The 18,115-nt window shown below is 29.9% G+C and carries 16 protein-coding genes and 1 pseudogene; 5 read left to right on the forward strand and 12 right to left on the reverse strand.

Going from position 1 to position 18,115, the window contains the following annotated elements:
* The first annotated feature begins 140 nt into the window (after positions 1–140).
* Complete coding sequence (locus FYJ83_RS17950) at positions 141–1,652, forward strand: IS1182 family transposase (RefSeq protein WP_195838053.1); 1,512 nt, start codon at positions 141–143, stop codon at positions 1,650–1,652.
* Between the two features lie 186 nt (positions 1,653–1,838).
* Here FYJ83_RS17950 and FYJ83_RS17955 read toward each other — a convergent pair whose 3' ends face one another.
* The 5 genes and pseudogenes from FYJ83_RS17955 to FYJ83_RS17975 all read right to left on the reverse strand — a co-directional run bounded on the left by FYJ83_RS17955 (position 1,839) and on the right by FYJ83_RS17975 (position 7,760).
* Complete coding sequence (locus FYJ83_RS17955) at positions 1,839–2,417, reverse strand: dipicolinate synthase subunit B (RefSeq protein ID WP_154442874.1); 579 nt, start codon at positions 2,415–2,417, stop codon at positions 1,839–1,841.
* 2 nt (positions 2,418–2,419) lie between these two features.
* Complete coding sequence (gene dpsA, locus FYJ83_RS17960; protein WP_154442875.1) at positions 2,420–3,280, reverse strand: dipicolinate synthase subunit DpsA; 861 nt, start codon at positions 3,278–3,280, stop codon at positions 2,420–2,422.
* A 146-nt stretch (positions 3,281–3,426) separates the two neighbouring features.
* Entirely contained in the window at positions 3,427–3,615 is a 189-nt protein-coding gene (locus tag FYJ83_RS17965; RefSeq protein ID WP_154442876.1) for a hypothetical protein, read from the reverse strand.
* A 193-nt stretch (positions 3,616–3,808) separates the two neighbouring features.
* Positions 3,809–3,976, reverse strand: a pseudogene (locus FYJ83_RS20120) (hypothetical protein); the annotation flags it as partial.
* Positions 3,977–4,325: 349 nt separating this feature from the next.
* Positions 4,326–7,760 (reverse strand): pyruvate carboxylase, encoded by a 3,435-nt coding sequence (locus FYJ83_RS17975; RefSeq protein ID WP_154442877.1) that lies wholly within the window; start codon positions 7,758–7,760, stop codon positions 4,326–4,328.
* A 327-nt stretch (positions 7,761–8,087) separates the two neighbouring features.
* On the opposite strand from FYJ83_RS17975, the gene FYJ83_RS17980 reads away from it, so the two are divergent.
* Positions 8,088–8,954 (forward strand): DMT family transporter, encoded by an 867-nt coding sequence (locus tag FYJ83_RS17980; RefSeq protein WP_195838054.1) that lies wholly within the window; start codon positions 8,088–8,090, stop codon positions 8,952–8,954.
* A gap of 66 nt (positions 8,955–9,020) precedes the next feature.
* On the opposite strand, the gene FYJ83_RS17985 is transcribed toward FYJ83_RS17980, so the two are convergent.
* The 3 genes from FYJ83_RS17985 to FYJ83_RS17995 form a co-directional block, all read right to left on the reverse strand.
* Entirely contained in the window at positions 9,021–9,620 is a 600-nt protein-coding gene (locus FYJ83_RS17985; protein WP_154442879.1) for a nitroreductase family protein, read from the reverse strand.
* A gap of 15 nt (positions 9,621–9,635) precedes the next feature.
* Positions 9,636–10,337, reverse strand: a complete 702-nt coding sequence (locus FYJ83_RS17990; RefSeq protein ID WP_326828370.1) for a pirin family protein — start codon at positions 10,335–10,337, stop codon at positions 9,636–9,638.
* Positions 10,338–10,512: 175 nt separating this feature from the next.
* The gene (locus FYJ83_RS17995; protein ID WP_154442880.1) at positions 10,513–10,821 is read right to left on the reverse strand and encodes a winged helix-turn-helix transcriptional regulator; all 309 of its coding nucleotides are present in this window, start codon (positions 10,819–10,821) and stop codon (positions 10,513–10,515) included.
* 212 nt (positions 10,822–11,033) lie between these two features.
* Here FYJ83_RS17995 and FYJ83_RS18000 point away from each other — a divergent pair, with 212 nt between their 5' ends.
* A complete protein-coding gene (locus FYJ83_RS18000) occupies positions 11,034–11,594 on the forward strand; it encodes a CD3072 family TudS-related putative desulfidase (RefSeq protein ID WP_154442881.1) in 561 nt (186 codons plus the stop codon).
* 67 nt (positions 11,595–11,661) lie between these two features.
* Here the strand turns inward: FYJ83_RS18000 and FYJ83_RS18005 are convergent, their stop codons facing one another.
* From FYJ83_RS18005 to FYJ83_RS18020, 4 genes are read right to left on the reverse strand one after another with little or no spacing between them, the layout of a single operon-like run.
* Positions 11,662–13,026 (reverse strand): ABC transporter substrate-binding protein, encoded by a 1,365-nt coding sequence (locus FYJ83_RS18005; RefSeq protein WP_154442882.1) that lies wholly within the window; start codon positions 13,024–13,026, stop codon positions 11,662–11,664.
* Positions 13,027–13,077: 51 nt separating this feature from the next.
* Positions 13,078–13,899: a carbohydrate ABC transporter permease gene (locus FYJ83_RS18010; RefSeq protein ID WP_154442883.1), complete on the reverse strand. Its 822-nt coding sequence runs from the start codon at positions 13,897–13,899 to the stop codon at positions 13,078–13,080.
* Between the two features lie 14 nt (positions 13,900–13,913).
* A complete protein-coding gene (locus FYJ83_RS18015; protein ID WP_154442884.1) occupies positions 13,914–14,810 on the reverse strand; it encodes a carbohydrate ABC transporter permease in 897 nt (298 codons plus the stop codon).
* Positions 14,807–15,871: an ABC transporter ATP-binding protein gene (locus FYJ83_RS18020; protein WP_154442885.1), complete on the reverse strand. Its 1,065-nt coding sequence runs from the start codon at positions 15,869–15,871 to the stop codon at positions 14,807–14,809. Before FYJ83_RS18020 ends, FYJ83_RS18015 begins: the two co-directional genes overlap by 4 nt.
* 245 nt (positions 15,872–16,116) lie before the next feature.
* Here FYJ83_RS18020 and FYJ83_RS18025 point away from each other — a divergent pair, with 245 nt between their 5' ends.
* Together FYJ83_RS18025 and FYJ83_RS18030 are read left to right on the forward strand one after the other, a co-directional pair.
* On the forward strand, positions 16,117–17,043 hold the full coding sequence (locus FYJ83_RS18025; RefSeq protein WP_154442886.1) for a carbohydrate kinase family protein: 927 nt from the start codon (positions 16,117–16,119) through the stop codon (positions 17,041–17,043).
* A 4-nt stretch (positions 17,044–17,047) separates the two neighbouring features.
* Complete coding sequence (locus FYJ83_RS18030; RefSeq protein ID WP_154442887.1) at positions 17,048–17,971, forward strand: pseudouridine-5'-phosphate glycosidase; 924 nt, start codon at positions 17,048–17,050, stop codon at positions 17,969–17,971.
* Positions 17,972–18,115: the final 144 nt, after the last annotated feature.

Raw genomic sequence — 18,115 nt, forward strand, 5'->3', positions numbered from 1 at the left:
CTTCTGTTATAATTGTTTTCATAAGGAAAGATCCCTCCGATTTTTGTTTGTTATGGTAAACAACATTATATCAGAGGTCTTTCCTTTTTTCATATTTACTTGTCACAAATGTATTGTCTCATATCACTTTTAGTTTTGATTTGGCTAATAATTTTGATATGGATGACGAGGTTTTCCTGGTGCATAATATTATTGAGGAGATGAATTTAAATTTTTTAGAGAATGCCTATCTTAACAAAGGTAGAAAGCCAGTAGCAGAACCAAGGACCATGTTAAAAGTATTAGTTTTTGCATATATAAATAGGAAATATTCAGCCAGAGATATTGAAGATGCTTGTAAATATGATCTTCGATTTAGATGGCTTTTAAATAATGGAAAGTCCCCTGATCATGTAACAATCAATAGATTCAGGAATAAAATATACCCATTTATGGACGAAATATTAAATCAGCTAATTGATCTACTAGTTGAACAAAGAGAGATAGATTTAGAAAGTATCTACATAGATAGAACAAAAATAGAAGCAAATGCCAATAGATACACATTTGTATGGAAGAAATCTATACTTAAATATCAAGATAAATTAATACAAAAAATACTAGCATACTTTAAAATCGATGAAAACTTATCCAGTGATGATTGTAAGAAACTTGTTTTAATTGAGTTCAATAATACAAGGAATATCTGTAAATCGAAGAATATAGTATTTAATTATGGGAGTGGAAAGAGGAAATCAGAAGAACAAAAGAAATATGAAATGTTTGAAGAATGGCTTGATAAGCTAAAAATATATGAAGAACATTTAAATATACTTGGTGAAAGAAATAGTTATTCAAAGACAGATAAAGATGCAACATTTATGAGATTAAAAGATGACCATATGAAAAATGGACAATTAAAACCTGCTTACAATATTCAATGTGCAACAAATGGTGGATACATCATAGATATAGGAGGATTCAGTAATCCGGCAGATGTAAGAACTTTGATTCCATTTATGGATAAACTCTTAGAAAAATATAATACAAAGATAAAAAAAGTAGTAGCAGATTCAGGTTATGAAAATGAAGAGAATTATCTTTACCTAAAAGAAAAAGAAATAAGCCCCTTCATAAAACCATTAAATTACGAAGTAAAGAAGACAAGAAAATACAAAAATGATATTTCAAGAAAAGAGAATATGGTTTATCATGAATCTGAAGATTACTACCTTTGTCATAATAATAAGAAAGTCGAATTTGAAAAGATAATATATAGAAAAAATCAATATGGCTACAAAAGCGAGTCTAAAGTATATCTATGCAGAGATTGTCTAAACTGTGGATATTCCAAAGATTGCATCAAAACAAAAAATAAATCTGGATTAAAGCGCATATATATTTCAGAACAATTTGAAATGTTGAGGAAGAAATCAGAAGAAAATATAACTACAAAAGAAGGAATTACAGAAAGACTCAATCGTTCCATTCAAGCGGAAGGTATATTTTCATATATAAAATCAGGAATGCAATATACAAGATTTAGACATAGGAATATGGAAAAAGTTATTTTAGAAATGAAATTATTAAGTATTGCAATAAATATTAAAAAACTAAGCAGCAAAATAAAGTCAGATAAGCTAGGTTTTATTAAATACAAAGAGACTATTTAGAGATAAAAAACAATATAAAAATAACTAAGTTTAGAAAAAATCTAAGCTTTATTTGCATATTCAAATTTAATCTCAAAAGCATATATATCAATATTTAAGATCCTTATACAATGTAGTTGTTAGCTTAGGAGAAAAAAAGAGGTGTTTCATAACTGATAAATCAGTTATGAAACACCTCTTAATTACTTATACCAACAATGGCTGTATTTGTTTATCTTTTAATGCTTCTATAATAGTAGGTACTATCATATCATAATGAGCAATTAGTGAATTAATTTTATTTATGGCATCATCTTGGCCAAATGGTACAAAGTATACGTTTTTCTTATCTAGCAAAACTCCTATATTTTTTGCATTACCACTAAGTCCATCATTGGTGGATATGGCAACTATTGCAGGTTTATTGTTTCTCAAATGAGCCTTAAACGCCATACATACTGGTGTATCTGTAATTGCATTTGCCAGTTTTGCTAAGGTATTTCCTGTACATGGCGCTACAACTATTATATCAAGATAATTCTTGGGTCCTATTCCTTCAGCATCTTGTATTGTTTCTATAATATCTTTTCCTGTTAATTCCACTATCCTATTTTTCCAATCTTCTGCTAAACCAAATCTAGTATCAAAACTACTTGCATTATAGGACATTATTGGATATACATCTGCCCCTTCTTCAACTAATCTTTCTATTTCAACTAATATGGTATCAAATGTACAAAATGAACCTGTAATAGCCAAACCTACTTTTATTCCATTTAACAACATAGTTATACCCCCAATTCCTCAATAATATTATAAATAGTATTCTTCAAAATCCCTGCTGCTGTTGTAGGTGCTGTTTTACCTGGTAGTCCCAAAGCCCAAATGGTTTTGATTCCAAGGTCCTTTGCCTTTTCAAAATCCACTCCTCCTGGTTTAGAGGCTAAATCAACTACTAATGCGTCTTTATTCAATTCTAATAAAACCTCTTCAGTTAAAATCATACTAGGAATCGTATTAAATACTACATCCATTTCCCCAATTAAGTCTTTCATTTTATCTAAATGTACTGGATTATATCCATAACTGTGTATCCATCCTAAATCTGCATAATTTCTAGCTTCAACATATACTTTTGCCCCTATTCCTTGCAGCATCTTGGCTAAAATCTTTCCTATTCTTCCAAAGCCTAAAATCATAGCCTTAGAATCATGAAGAGTAATATCCATTTCTTTCATGGCTATTTCAATTGCACCTTCTGCTGTAGGTATCGAATTTAAAACTGTCATTTCTTCTCTATTGAATAAATCTATAGTGAGTATATTGTTCGCTTTAGCTTTTTTGAGTACTTCATCAGATATTTTTCCCGCTATAAAAATTTGTTCATCTGTCATATATTCAAATACTTCATCTATTTTTATGTTCTCTGAATATAATGGTGTATTTAATAAAATATTATCTTCAGAACAAGGAAGTGGTCCTATAATTATTTTTGCATTTTCAATGGCATAATAAAGATTTTCACTAAATTTTAGTGAATTGACCTCTGATCTATCAAAACCAAATACTTGAACATTATAGCCATCATATTTTAATAATTCTGCCAATTTAATACTTCTCCTATCTCCACCTAATACAACTATTTTCATATGATCCCTCCAATATTTTGTTTACTATTTAGAGACTAATATATATTATGTATATAAATATTTAAGGTGCTTGTATATCTCTATAAATAGAAAAAGCCTTAATGTAAAAACATTAAGACTTTTCCCATTTAAAACTTCCTTAATTTTTATTTTCTGTAGGTCATAACTGTAATGACTCCATCAATATCCCTTGAAAAAACAAGTATATTTTCTTCATCCATAAATCTGCTATTAGAGAAACCTACTTGACCTTCTTCAAATAAACTATTAATATCTGCCCTAAGTTTATGTTCAGCAAAGTAGTAATCAATCATGCCATCTTTGTCTGGAACCACTTTCTGTACACATTCTGGTATTAATACGGCATCTTTTAATAGTTCTTCTATCTCTGGAAATTCTTCATTTAATACTTCTTCATCATCTCTTCACAATGTCTGAATGTACTTCTCTGCTTCCTCATAATTTCCTTTTGATGGATCTATGGGCAAGTCAAATAAAGCATTAATTCCTTCATAGTCTGTATTAATACTAATCTCCCCTGTCTGCAAAAACTTCTATATCATCACATTCCATAATTCTATACATTATATTTGCTGCAATAGCTATAAGAAAGCTCTTTGGATTTTTGTTTCTATCTATTTTGTGACATAACTCTATGGGTTTTAAAAAGGGTTCTTGATATAAATCATCTGCTTGATGTTTGTCCCTCCTTCCCCATTCTTATGATGTCTTTAAATTTAAGAAAACTTATATATAAATCAGCTTCTCATGTATATATTGTAATAACCTCTAGTTATGTTCATGTTTTTTATAACAAATTAAGAAGGTTCTCACTTACTTCTGAGTTTCATATAAAAGCTTCTTTATAATTTATAACACAAAAATAGACCAACTTAGATAAAACCTTATAATATAAAGGTTTGTTAATTTAGTCCAATTATAAAAGATTCATCTACAACTTTTATATACTTTAATCTTGCTATACTTTTTCAAAACAAATTATTAAAAGGTTAAACTAATTAATTAGTCTAACCTTTTATATTTTCTATTCCAATCTCAGCAATAGTTCTCCAGCCTCTACATTTTGCCCTTCTTTAACAACTATTGAACTTATAATTCCACCAGTGGCCGCAGTAATTTGGGTTTCCATCTTCATAGCTTCAATTATTGCAACTAATTGTCCCTCCGTAACCTTGTCACCAACCTTTACTAAAATCTTTGCTACAACTCCTGGGATACTTGCTCCAATTTCTAATTTATTTTCAGAATCTGCCATCTGTGTTGTAACTAATCCTTCTTTTACAATATTACTTGCCTTATCAAGTATCTTTATAGCCCTTCTACTATCATTGACTTCAAAATATAAAGTTCTATATCCTTTATCATCTAATCTACCTATTTCAAGGAACTTGATAATTAAAGTCTTACCTTCTTCTACTTCTATTTCCCCTGTTTCACCTTCCCTTAAACCATAGAAGAATATATGACTTCCCATCCTACTAAAATCTCCATGCTCTTCAACATACTTTAGATAATCCTCAAAAACCTTAGGATATAGAGAATAAGATAATAAGTCTTTTCTTTGCGGAACCATATTATACTTCTCACTTAAATACTTTTCAATTTTTTTAAAGTCTTCAGGCAGAAGCAATTCTCCAGGTCTGCAAGTAATGGGTTCTTCTCCTTTTAATACTAGTTTTTGAAGTTTTTCAGGAAATCCTCCCATTGGTTGCCCCATCATACCTTGGAAATATGATACTACTGAATCTGGGAATGCCATATCCTTGGCTTTATCATAGATGTTTTCTGGAGTTAAATCGTTTTGCACCATAAATATAGCCATATCTCCTACAACTTTAGAAGTAGGTGTTACCTTTACAATATCTCCTAGAATTTCATTTACAACTCTATACATTTCCTTCACATCATCAAATCTATGACCCAAACCAAAGCTATCCACCTGTGGCTTAAGATTGGAATATTGACCTCCTGGAATCTCATATTTATATATTTCTGCTGTTTCTGACTTTAGTCCAGATTCAAATTTACTATATATTGGTCTAACACTACTCCAATAATCAGATATAATTTGTAAATCATCTAAATTGAGCCCTGTGCTTCTATCTGTATGCTCCAAAGCCGCAACTACTGAGTTTAATGCAGGTTGAGATGTTAGTCCAGCCATACTATTAAAGGCAGTATCTACAATATCTACGCCAGCATGAGCTGCCATTAGTACTGTTGCTATTCCATTTCCACTGGTATCATGGGTATGAAGATGTATAGGTATTTTAATTTCAGATTTTAATGCCTTAACTAGTTCATAGGCTGCTTGAGGTTTTAATAAGGAAGACATATCTTTAATTCCTAATATATGAGCTCCTGTTTTTTCTATTTCCTTAGCAGTCTTTATATAATAGTCCAAATCATATTTAGTTTTGCTTTTATCCAATATATCTCCTGTATAACATATGCAGGCCTCTGCTACTTTACCTACTTTTAATACTTCATCTATGGCCACTTCCATACCTTTCAGCCAATTAAGTGAATCAAATATTCTAAATATATCTATTCCTTTTTCTGCCGATTCCTTTACAAACTCTCTAATAACATTATCAGGATAATTTCTATATCCTACGCCATTGGACCCTCTTAGAAGCATTTGGAATAATATATTAGGTATCTTCTTTCTTAAAACTTCCAACCTATCCCAAGGAGATTCATTTAAAAATCTATAGGCAACATCAAAGGTTGCTCCTCCCCACATTTCTAAAGAAAACAAATCATTTCCTAATACTGAAAGGGCCTTAGAAATCTTATACATATCATCAGTTCTCATTCTAGTAGCCATTAAAGATTGATGAGCATCTCTTAAAGTTGTATCTGTTATCAATAGAGATTCTTTGTCTTTAATCCATTCTGCTAAACCTTTCGGACCCTTTTCATCTAAAATTTGTTTAGTACCATATTGTCTTTCAGGTCTAACAACTTTAGGTATATTTGGAATATCAAAATCTGGTTTATCACCATTTGTTTCATTTACCACCTTTTCCCCTATGAAATTTAGAATCTTTAATTCAATATCAGTTTTTGCTGTAATATCAAATAACTCTGGGTTATTGGAAATAAATCCAGTATCACATTTACCTTTTAAAAATTCTTCGTGATTTAATACATTTATTAAAAAAGGAATATTTGTTTTTACTCCTCTAACCTTTAACTCCTTTAATGCTCTTTTAACTTTCCTTGTAGTATCTTCAAAAGTTCTAGACCAAGAAGTTACCTTCACCAAAAGACTATCATAATAAGGACTAATATTTGCACCTGTAAAGCCACTACCTCCATCAAGTCTAATTCCAAATCCAGATCCAGTTCTATATATATCAATATTTCCTGTATCAGGAGCAAAGTTGTTTAATGGATCTTCTGTAGTAACTCTACATTGTATAGCATAGCCCCTCACTTCTATACTTTCCTGTCCTTTTATTCCTATTTCATTAGAATCTAAAGAATATCCTTCAGCTATTAAAATTTGAGACTGTACTATATCAATTCCAGTAACCATTTCAGATACAGTATGTTCTACCTGTATCCTAGGGTTCACTTCAATGAAATAGTGGTTTCCATGTTTGTCTAACAAAAATTCAACTGTTCCAGCATTCCAATACTTAACGGCCTTTGCTATTTTAACTGCATCATCACATATGTTTTTTCTTTGTTTCTCTGTAATAGAGAATGCAGGAGTATATTCAATAACCTTTTGGTGCCTTCTTTGTATGGAACAATCCCTCTCAAATAAATGAACTATATTTCCATATTTATCCCCTAAGATTTGAACCTCTATATGCTTTGGTTTCTCAAGATATTTTTCAATAAATATATCATCTATACCAAAAGCCTTCTTAGCCTCATTTTTTGCACTATGATATTCCCTTATTAAATTCTTTTCATCTTTTACTACTCTCATGCCTCTACCACCTCCACCAGCGGTAGCTTTTAGTATTATAGGGTATCCTGCATAATTAGCAAACTCTATTGCTTCCTCCTCAGAAGCTACAGCTTTTTCAATTCCTGGAATAGTTGGAACTCCTACACTATGTGCTACTTTTTTAGACCTTATTTTATCTCCTAGACTATCCATCATCTCATAAGTTGGTCCTATAAACTCAATACCTACTTCTTTACATTTTCTTGCAAATTCTGGATTCTCAGATAGAAATCCATATCCTGGATGTATTGCATCTACTCCTTTTTTTAATGCTAATTTAATAATTTCATCTATATTTAAATATGCCTCTATTGCTCCTTTGTTTCTGCCAATCAAATAAGACTCATCAGCTTTTGTTCTAAACAAGGAATTTTTATCTTCATTGGAGTAAATAGCCACAGTTCTTATTCCAAGTTCACTACAAGCTCTAAATATTCTTATGGCAATTTCTCCCCTATTTGCAACTAAAACCTTCTTAAATTTCTTTTTCATGTTACACCTCCATGGTTAATCATAATTTTTTATAAAAATAATTACAGCCTCTTTAACTTATTCACAATTCTTTTTTCCTATGTTTTTATAAAAAATTCACCAATACAATTGACAAAACTTTTATTAAAACTTTCATCTTGCTAATGTTTTAAACAATTTTAGCATATATCTTTAATAACTTCAATATATTTCTGCAAGTTAATTGTTTCATTCTTGCAATTTATAGAATTATTACTTTTGAATTTTCATGCTTTAAAGATATATTAATTGTTTATAATAAAAAAATTATATATACTAGAAATATGACATTATATGGAGGGAACTTTTATGAATACTAAATCCAAGGGAATTTTAGCAGTAATTGTTTCTGCTACTATTTTTGGAAGTATGCCTTTAATGGCTAAGTTTGTTTATGAATCTGGTGGTAATGCCACAAGCTTAGCATTTTTAAGATTTTTATTAATACTTCCTTTTTTATATCTATTAATTAAAAAAGATGGCAAGGAAACTTTAAAAATTGAAAAAGAGGAATTTAAAAAAATAACCCTTGTGGCTACTTTGGGATATGGAGCAACAGCTTTGTTACTATATCTATCCTATAATTATATTCCATCTGGTATGGCAACAACTATTCATTTTATATATCCAGTTTTTGTAATACTAGGCTGTATATTATTTTTTAAAGAAAAACCAAGCATTCCAAAATTAATTGCAGTTATACTCTGTTTGTTTGGAGTTCTAATGTTTTTTGATGGCAAAGGAAATACTGATTTCACTGGAATATTTCTTTCTTTTATGTCCAGTATTACCTTTGCTTTCTATACTGTATATCTGGATAAAAGCGACTTAAAGAAAATTAGTACCATTAAATTAACATTTTATCTTTGCTTAATTGCAGCAATTATGATGCTAATTTTTAGTCTTATAACTAAAACATTTGTTATAAACATGAAACCCCTAGGATGGATAATGGCATTATTATTATCCTTATCAGTAGGATTTGGAGTAACTCTCTTTCAATTTGGTATTAAGGCAATAGGACCTCAAAATACATCTATTTTAAGTACCTTTGAACCTATTACAAGTGTAATTATAGGAGTATTATTATTAGATGAAAGTTTTGGAATAAAAACATTCCTTGGAATTTTATTTATATTATTAGGAGTTATAATAATTTCTTTTTTTGAGAAATAAACAATAATGCTTTCCTATTCATTATAAAAAATACCTTATGATTTAATCATAAGGTATTTTTCTATATTATTTATATATCTTAACTCTTTCCTCTAATGGTTTAAACTCTTTTTCTCCTGGCTCATCTGTTGGCTTACCAAATGGCATTTGAGCTATTAGTTTCCAACTACTAGGCACATTCCATTCTTCTTTTACATCTGCTTCAATAAGTTCATTGTAATGTTGAAGTGATGCTCCATATCCTTCTGATTCTAATGCTGTCCATATTACAAATTGGTGCATTCCACTTGTATGTTGTGACCATATTGGAAAATTATCTTTATATGTTGGAAATTCATTTTGTAAATATTCTACTATACTATTGTCTTCAAAGAATAATATTGTACCATATCCAGCATCAAAGGAGTTGATTTTTTCATCTGTAGATGAAAACTTTTCAGCAGGTACAATTTTTCTAAGGGCTTCCTTAGTAATATGCCATAATTTTGTATGATGTTCACCTAATAATAAAATTACCCTTGTAGTTTGTGAGTTAAATGCTGATGGTGTATGTTTTACTGCATGTTCTATTATTTCTTGAATTCTTTCATCAGATAATACTATATCTTTACTAATTCCATAATATGACCTTCTTTGTTCTACTGCCTCATAAAAATTCTTTGCCATTTTCTATTCCTCCAGTTAATTTGATTTTTTCATTTCTATAATTATAATATGAGACTTTTCCTTTGATTTTATTACTATATCTTCCTCCACTATTTCCAAAGCATCTCTGTTGTTTAACAAAATATTATTTATTTCTGCACTTCCTTCTATTTGTACTAAATACGCTTGTCTTTCTTCATTGACTTTAAAATCAATTTCTTTATTTTCATCTAGCTCTAATACATATATATTTGCATCTTGGTAAATCTTAATTGGTCCATCTCCATCGGTACTTGATACTATTTGAAGCCATTTATTTTTTCTATCTTCCCATTGGAATTTATAGTCACCATAATTTGGCTCAAGTCCTTTTTTATCTGGATGTATCCATATTTGTAAAAATCTTGATGTTGTTTTTCCTAAGTTATGTTCACTATGATATATGCCTGTTCCTGCACTCATATATTGTACGTGACCCCTAGTAATAGTATTTTTATTTCCCATACTATCTCCATGTGTCAATTCTCCATCTACTACATAGGATATTATCTCCATATCCTTATGAGGGTGCATTTCAAATCCTGTATTTGCTTTAACTAAATCGTCATTTATTACTCTTAATACCCCAAAATTCATATTATCCACATTATAGTATGATGAAAATGAAAAATGAAATATACTTTGTAACCATCCTAAGTCAGATCTGCCCATATTTGTACTATCTAATTTTCTTAACACATTTCCACCTCTTTCAATTTAATTATTTTTTTATACTAGTTCCCCATTTATTATTAACTTACTTTTAATTACCTGCTATGTTTTTATTATTACATATATAATTTTATATGTCAAGCATATTTTTAAAAAATTAAAAATAAAAAATCCCCTAATAATTAGAGGATTTTTTTATATATTAGCTCCACTTTTCAGCCCAATTCTGGATTTCATCCATAACAGTTTGCAGTGCTTTTCCTTTTTCTGTAAGTTCATATTCAATTCTTACTGGTGTCTCTGGATAAACCTTTCGTACTACTATTCCTTCTTGCTCTAGCTCTTTGAACCTTTCTGTAAGCATTCTTGCACTCATATTTGGTATAGATGCAGATATATCTGTAAAACGCTTTTGTCCATTTAGCAATGTTCTTATAATTAATCCAGTCCATCTTTTACCTAATAATTCAAAAGCATCTTCAAACTTTGGACATAAATGATACTTTTCCATTTGACTCACCACCTACTAATAGTATATCACCTTTAGTTGAAAATAGTAAGTATATTATTATATTATACTCTTTATTACAAGTTATAGTTTTTAGTTAACTTTACTAATAAACCCTTACTTATCTATAATATTTTTCAATTTGACTATTTTTTTAACAAAACATATAATGAAGCTTGGCCTAATTGCCTGATAAAGTAAATAGGAGTGATTAAATGACTAAAACTAAAAAGGTAATTATATTATCTCATTGCATATTAAATGAATATTCTAAAGTAAAAAAATGGGATAAAGATGAAAAAATAACGGAATTAAATACTATGGATTTTTTGAAATTTCTCTTAGATAATGAGATTGGAATTATTCAGCTTCCTTGTCCTGAGTTAAAAGGCTATGGTCTAAAGAGATGGGGTCAAGTAAAAGAACAATATGATCACCCCCATTATAGAAAAATATGTCGAGACTTATTTGAACCAGTCTTAGAACAAATATTAGAGTATCAATCTAATGGTTTTGAAATAGTCTCTTTAATGGGGATATATGGAAGCCCTACTTGTGGAATCTCTAGAACTTGCTCAGGTAATTGGGGTGGGGAAATAGGATCTAACCCTGATATACAAGGTACCATAAATACTATTTCTAGTATAGAAGATAGTGGAATATTTATGGAAGAAATATATAAAATATTTGAAAATCACAATTTGGACATACCTATGATAGATTTTCATAAAGAAAATTTAGTGTCAATAATAGATCAAATAAAAAAATCATTATAAAAATCAACATAAATTAAACATACCCTTGTCAAGTTGACAGGGGTATGTTTAAATAAGCCACTTTTTATTAGTTCTTTCTTGCCTCTTCTAAGGCCCTAGTTCCTCTTTCTTGAGCATCTTTTAAAGCTTCTGGTATAGATTTTTCTTTAGCAAATACTAGATCTAGTTCTTCTCCTAGTACATCTAGTGCATTTATTCCACCAATATTTCTTGTTCCTTGGAAACCAATATCAAAACTCTCTAGTCCAACTGCTTTAATTGGAGCTGATTCTAAATATGCTTTGTATTCAGGTATTTCTCTAGCAGAGTATCTGGCTGGCAAATATCCTGTTTCTTGTGCTAAATAAGCTGTATTTTCTGGTGTTGATAAAAACTTACTAAATAACCAAGCACCTAATTTTTCCTCTGGTGTAGCCGTATTGTATACTGCTACGTTTGTACCATAATATAACTGATCATTTGTCTTGTGTCCTGGTAGAGGTGCTGCAAATAAATTTACTCCTTCCAATGTATCTTTTTCTATAGTAGATATAGCTGATGTAGATGCTACACACATAGCCGCTCTTCCTTGTGATAATGGAACATTTGCATATTTATCTTCTCCTGCTGTACGAGCTACTTTTGATTGAATTAAACCATTTAAAAACTCAATTGCTTCAGCTGTTTCTGGAGTATCGAAATACAGTTCATTTGTATCCTCATTCATAGTCATTCCCCCTGCTTGTTTTAACCAAGGAGCTATATCTGTAGAAATATTATTTGCAAATACTATTCCATATACATCTGGTTCTCCATCTCCATCAGTATCTTTAGTCAACTTTTCTGCCGCTGACTTCCATTCTTCCCATGTTTTAGGTACTTCAATTCCTGCTTCTTTAAACATATCTACATTATAGTATAGAACCATTTGGCTTTTGTTAAAAGGCATAGCATATTGATTACCATTCCATATTCCATCATCTAAAAATAACGCTGGATAATCTGCTAATTCTTCTTTGCTTAATCCAACTTTTTCATTTTCCATATAAGGATTTAGATTTTCAACTAATCCTTTTTCAATATACCAAGATAATCTATTTGAATATATTTGAGTCATAGTTGGCAATTGATTCGCTTTAGCAGCCGCCATTAACTTCTCAAACAATTCTCTATAATTGCCTTGAAATTGAAGATTTATCTTTATATTTGGATTTTCATCCATAAATTTATTTGCTAAGTTAGTTAAAGCTTCTTCATTTGAACCACTCATTGCATGCCAAAATACGACTTCTGTGGGATTTGTAATTTCTGTTAAAATTCCATCTTCTTTTACTTCTTCTGCATTGTCTACTTTTTCATTATTATCTACTGGAGTTACAGGGTTTGATTTACAACCCACAAGTCCTAGGGATAATATTAATACTAAAAATAATGATAATAACTGTTTATTCATTTAATATCCTCCTACTTTTTATTTTATTTAATCACTTATTAAGTGTTTAAATTATCCTTTTATTCCTGCCTTAGATACTCCCGATATAATATGTTTTTGAAGTATCGTATAAAATATTATTACAGGCAATACTATAATATTTGTTGCAGCCATTAAAACATTGTACTCTGTTCCAAATTCATCAGTAAATGCGGATAAAGCCAAAGGTAATGTTCTCATTTCCTTAGAATTAGTTACTATAAGAGGCCAGAAAAATGAATTCCAGCTACTGATTACTTTCAATATAATCAAGGTAACTATGGCAGGTTTTGCCAGTGGAACCATTATGGTCCACAAAAATTTAAAATCACTACATCCATCAATTTTGGCAGCATTATATAACTCATCTGGTATACTCATGAAATGCTGTTTAAGCAAATATATAGAGTATATACTGGCACACCAAGGAATTATCAATGCCTTATACGAATCTATCCATCCGAGCTTACTCAATGTCACAAAATTAGGTATAGTAAGAACTTCCCCAGGTACCATCATAGTAGCTATAAGAATAGTAAATATAAGGTCTCTGCCCTTAAAGTTTATTCTAGAAAAAGCAAATGCTGCCAATATAGTAGTTATTATTTCTCCTGCTGTAACAGAAACTGTAACTATTATGCTATTCTTAAAATATGTATTAAAGGGGGCTGCCTCCAAAGCTATCTTGTAATTCTCCCATATTAACTTGGAAGGGATAAACTTTGGTGGCATTATAAGCACCTCATTGGAGGGCTTTAAAGAAGTTGATATCATCCATATAAAGGGTATTAGTATAAAAAGTGCACCTACTGTAAGTATCATATATATTAAAGTTTTCTGTAATGTTCTTTTCATCAATATCATCCTTATTAGTAATTAGACTTGGTCTTTCCAATTTTCAGCTGAATTAAAGTAAATATAAGTATTATAATAAATAGTACAAAGGCTGCTGCTGCAGAAATGGAAAATTGCCAATGTCTATAGAATTTATTAAATATATAGTAAACAATAGTTAGTCCACTTTTCAATGGTCCTGTGCCAGTGTTATATAATACAAAGACTTCATCAAATATTTTAAAAGCACCTATTACAGAAGTAATAGATACAAAGAATAAAGTAGGACTTAGTAACGGTAAAGTAATATTTGTAAATATATTCCATTTACTTGCACCATCTATTTTGGCAGATAAATAGTATTTTTTATCAATATTTTGTAATCCTGCCAAGAAAATAATTATTTTATACCCCATGCCCTTCCATACATTAAATAAGACTAGGATTGGAATTGTAAAGCTAGGATCTGTTAGCCACTTTATTTTTTTTCCTCCTAATAATAAAACCATATAATTAGCTAGTCCATAATCACCATTAAAAATCCACCTCCATATAATAGCTAAGGCAGCTGTTGAAGTAACAAAAGGTAGAAAATATATAGATCTAAAGAAACTATTTAGCTTTATATTAGAGTTTAATAACAAAGCAAACCCTAGGGATAGTATTATTGATAAAGGAACAGCTCCCAACACAAAATAAAATGTATTTTTAAGTGCTAAATAAAAATCTGGGTCCCTTAATACATATTGAAAATTATCAAGTCCCCTTTTGTATACTTCACCACTTAAATAATCAAAGTCAGTATAAAAAGACATAGTAAAGGATTTAATTATGGGATAAATCTTAAATACAATTAAAATTAATGTTGCAGGAAAAATATATAATAATCCCTTAAAGGTATTGGATTTTCTTAATTTATCTATTTTTTTCAACAAACATCCCCCCTGTGAAATATGTGGATGTTTTTAGCGTCTAAATATAGCCTGTCCCCTACATCTATATTAAAATCCCATGAAGCAACTAATGTAACCTTTATCCCTTCGTCTATATTGGCAATAATATAGATTTCCTTTCCCATGATTTGGATACCTATTACCTCTACAGAAAATAATGCTTCATCTTTATTAGTTATAATAAAATCCTCTGGTCTAATTCCCAATGTTACTTGGTTTTCCTTTATTCCTTTGCCTTTTAAATGTCTAGATAGATTTAATATAATACGACTATTATGTAATTTTACAACTTCTCCATTATACATTATCTCAGTTTCTATAAAGTTAATAGGTGGATTTCCTAAAAACCTAGCTACAAACTTATTAGAAGGATTAGAATACATTTCCCTTGGAGTAGTATATTGTTGATACAACCCATCTTTCATCAATAAAATCTTATCTGAAATACTCATTGCTTCCTCTTGGTCATGAGTAACAAAAATAGTAGTTATGTTTATTTCCTGCTGAATTCGTCTGATTTCTTCTCTCATTTCAATACGAAGCCTTGCATCTAAATTAGATAAAGGTTCGTCTAACAATAATATTTCAGGTTTTTTTACTAAGGCTCTAGCAATTGCAACTCTTTGTTGTTGTCCTCCTGAGAGTTCAGAAGGTTTTCTATGTAGCAAATCTTCTATTTTTGTAAGTTCAGCCATTTGGATAGCCATTTTATTGGCTTCTTTTTTATGGATTTTTTTCATCTTCAATGGAAACATAATATTTTTTAACACAGACATATGGGGATATAGTGCATAGTTCTGAAATACCATTCCTATTCCCCTATACTCAGGTTCTATATTTGTAACTTTTTTATCTCCAAAATATATCTCTCCATTATCAGGTTTTAAAAGTCCTGCAATTAAAGATAATGTAGTACTTTTCCCACAGCCACTGGGTCCTAATATAGATATTAATTCTCCATCATCTATTTCTAAATTCAAATTACTTACTGCTTTAACTGAGCCAAATGTTTTACATATATTTTCTAAAATAATTTTCATATAATCCCTCAAATTCCTATATTCAGATTCTAATATTTATTTTCATAAATCATGTTTTTCTACCAACCTATAGAATAACATTTTTAAGTTCATAAGTTAAATTCGATATTTCTATATTTATATGAGTTACTATAGATTAATTTAATTGTTTAAAATCTTAAAAAACTAAATAATTATTCATTATTGCTAATTTAAAATCTAGGGTATAATATATATGTACAAGTATATTTAAAGTAGGTGAATAAATGAAAAAACAGTATGTAACTGTTATTGGTGGTGCTAATATTGACATTACAGGTACACCCCATTATGGATTAAATCCTAATGATTCCAACCCAGGTAAAACTATTTTATCTTTAGGTGGTGTAGCTAGAAATATTGCTGAAAATCTCAGTAGAATGAATGTTAATGTGGAATTTATCACAGTATTGGGAGGTGATGGATACTCTAGGGAAATAACCAGTAGTTGTAAAAAGCTTAATATTAGTTTAGAACATTCTCTTATTATTCCTAATGAACGAACATCTACCTACCTGTGTATCACTAACGAATCTGGTGAAATGGAAGTGGCTATTTCTGATATGGAAATATATAGGTATATTACTCCTAATTATCTAAAAGAAAAACTTGAAGTAATCAATAATTCTAAAGTATGTGTAGTTGATACTAATATACCTGAAGAATCTCTTAAATATTTGATGAATAATTGTAATGTTCCTATATTTCTTGATACAGTTTCTACTAAGAAAACTGAAAAAATTAAAGATTCCATTCAAAATATTCACACCTTAAAGCCAAATATCATTGAGGCTGAAATCCTTTCTAATATGAAAATTAACACCATAGGAGATTTAGAAAAGGCAACTAATATTATTCTTGAAAAAGGTGTAAAAAGACTATTTATATCTTTAGGATCTAAGGGAGTTTATTACACTGATGGTACTCATAAAGGAAATATCTTACCTATAGAGACTAAAGTTATAAATACTACTGGTGCAGGAGATAGTTATATAGCTGCTGTTGTTTGGGCATATCTAAAGAATTTTGATTTAGAAAAGTCAGCTAAGGCTGGTCTATCAGCTTCTTATATTTGTATTAATTCTAATTCAACAGTATCTGAAAATATATCAGAAGAACATATTATAAATTTAATGGAAAACAATTGGAGGTAATTATATGAATTTAAAAGATATTTTAGTAATCAATCCCGAAGTACAAAAGGCAATTGACGAAAATAAACCTGTAGTAGCATTGGAATCTACAATTATATCCCATGGTATGCCTTATCCTCAAAATGTAGAAACCGCTTTAAATGTTGAAAAAATAGTCAGAGACAATGGTGCTATTCCTGCAACTATTGCTATTATTGGTGGAAAGCTTACTGTAGGTATTACACCTGATGAAATAGATTATCTTGGTAAAAAGGGACTTAATGTAACTAAAGCTAGTAGAAGAGATATACCTATTCTTGTATCAAGAGGAGAAGATGGTGCTACAACTGTGGCTGCTACAATGATAATAGCTTCTCTTGCTGGAATAAAAGTATTTGGTACTGGTGGTATAGGTGGAGTTCATAGAGGTGCAGAAACTACTATGGATATTTCTGCTGACTTAGAAGAATTATCTAATACTAATGTAGCTGTTGTATGTGCTGGTGCAAAATCTATTTTAGACCTGGGATTAACTCTTGAGTATTTAGAAACTAAAGGAGTTCCTGTTATTGGTTATCAAACTGAAGAGCTTCCTGCCTTCTATACTAGAGAAAGTGGGTTTAATGTAAATTATAGAATGGATACACCTACGGAAATAGCAAAAGCTTTGAAAGCAAAAGAAGATTTAAATATGACAGGTGGAATGGTTATTACCAACCCTATTCCTATGGAATATGCTATGGATAGTGCTTATATATCAAAGGCAATAGAAGAAGCCACTGTTGAAGCAGATAAACTTGGAATAAAAGGAAAAGAAACTACTCCTTACTTATTAGATAAAATTCAAAAGATTACAGAAGGTAAAAGCCTTGAGGCAAATATCCAATTAGTATATAACAATGTAAAGCTAGCAGCACAAATTGCATCTGAGTTATGTAATATAAAATAAATAAGAGCCTTCAGGCTTACTAGTGTTGCATTAAAGAAATAATTACAGGTTGACATGGAAAAATTTATATAATGAAAAAAAGAACCCCTTGTGTTAAATTGTTTTTGACTAGAAAACAATGAAATGGGGTTCTTTTTTATGGTT

Source organism: Tissierella pigra, from assembly GCF_009695605.1.
In the GTDB taxonomy this organism is placed as follows: Bacteria; Bacillota; Clostridia; order Tissierellales; family Tissierellaceae; genus Tissierella; species Tissierella pigra.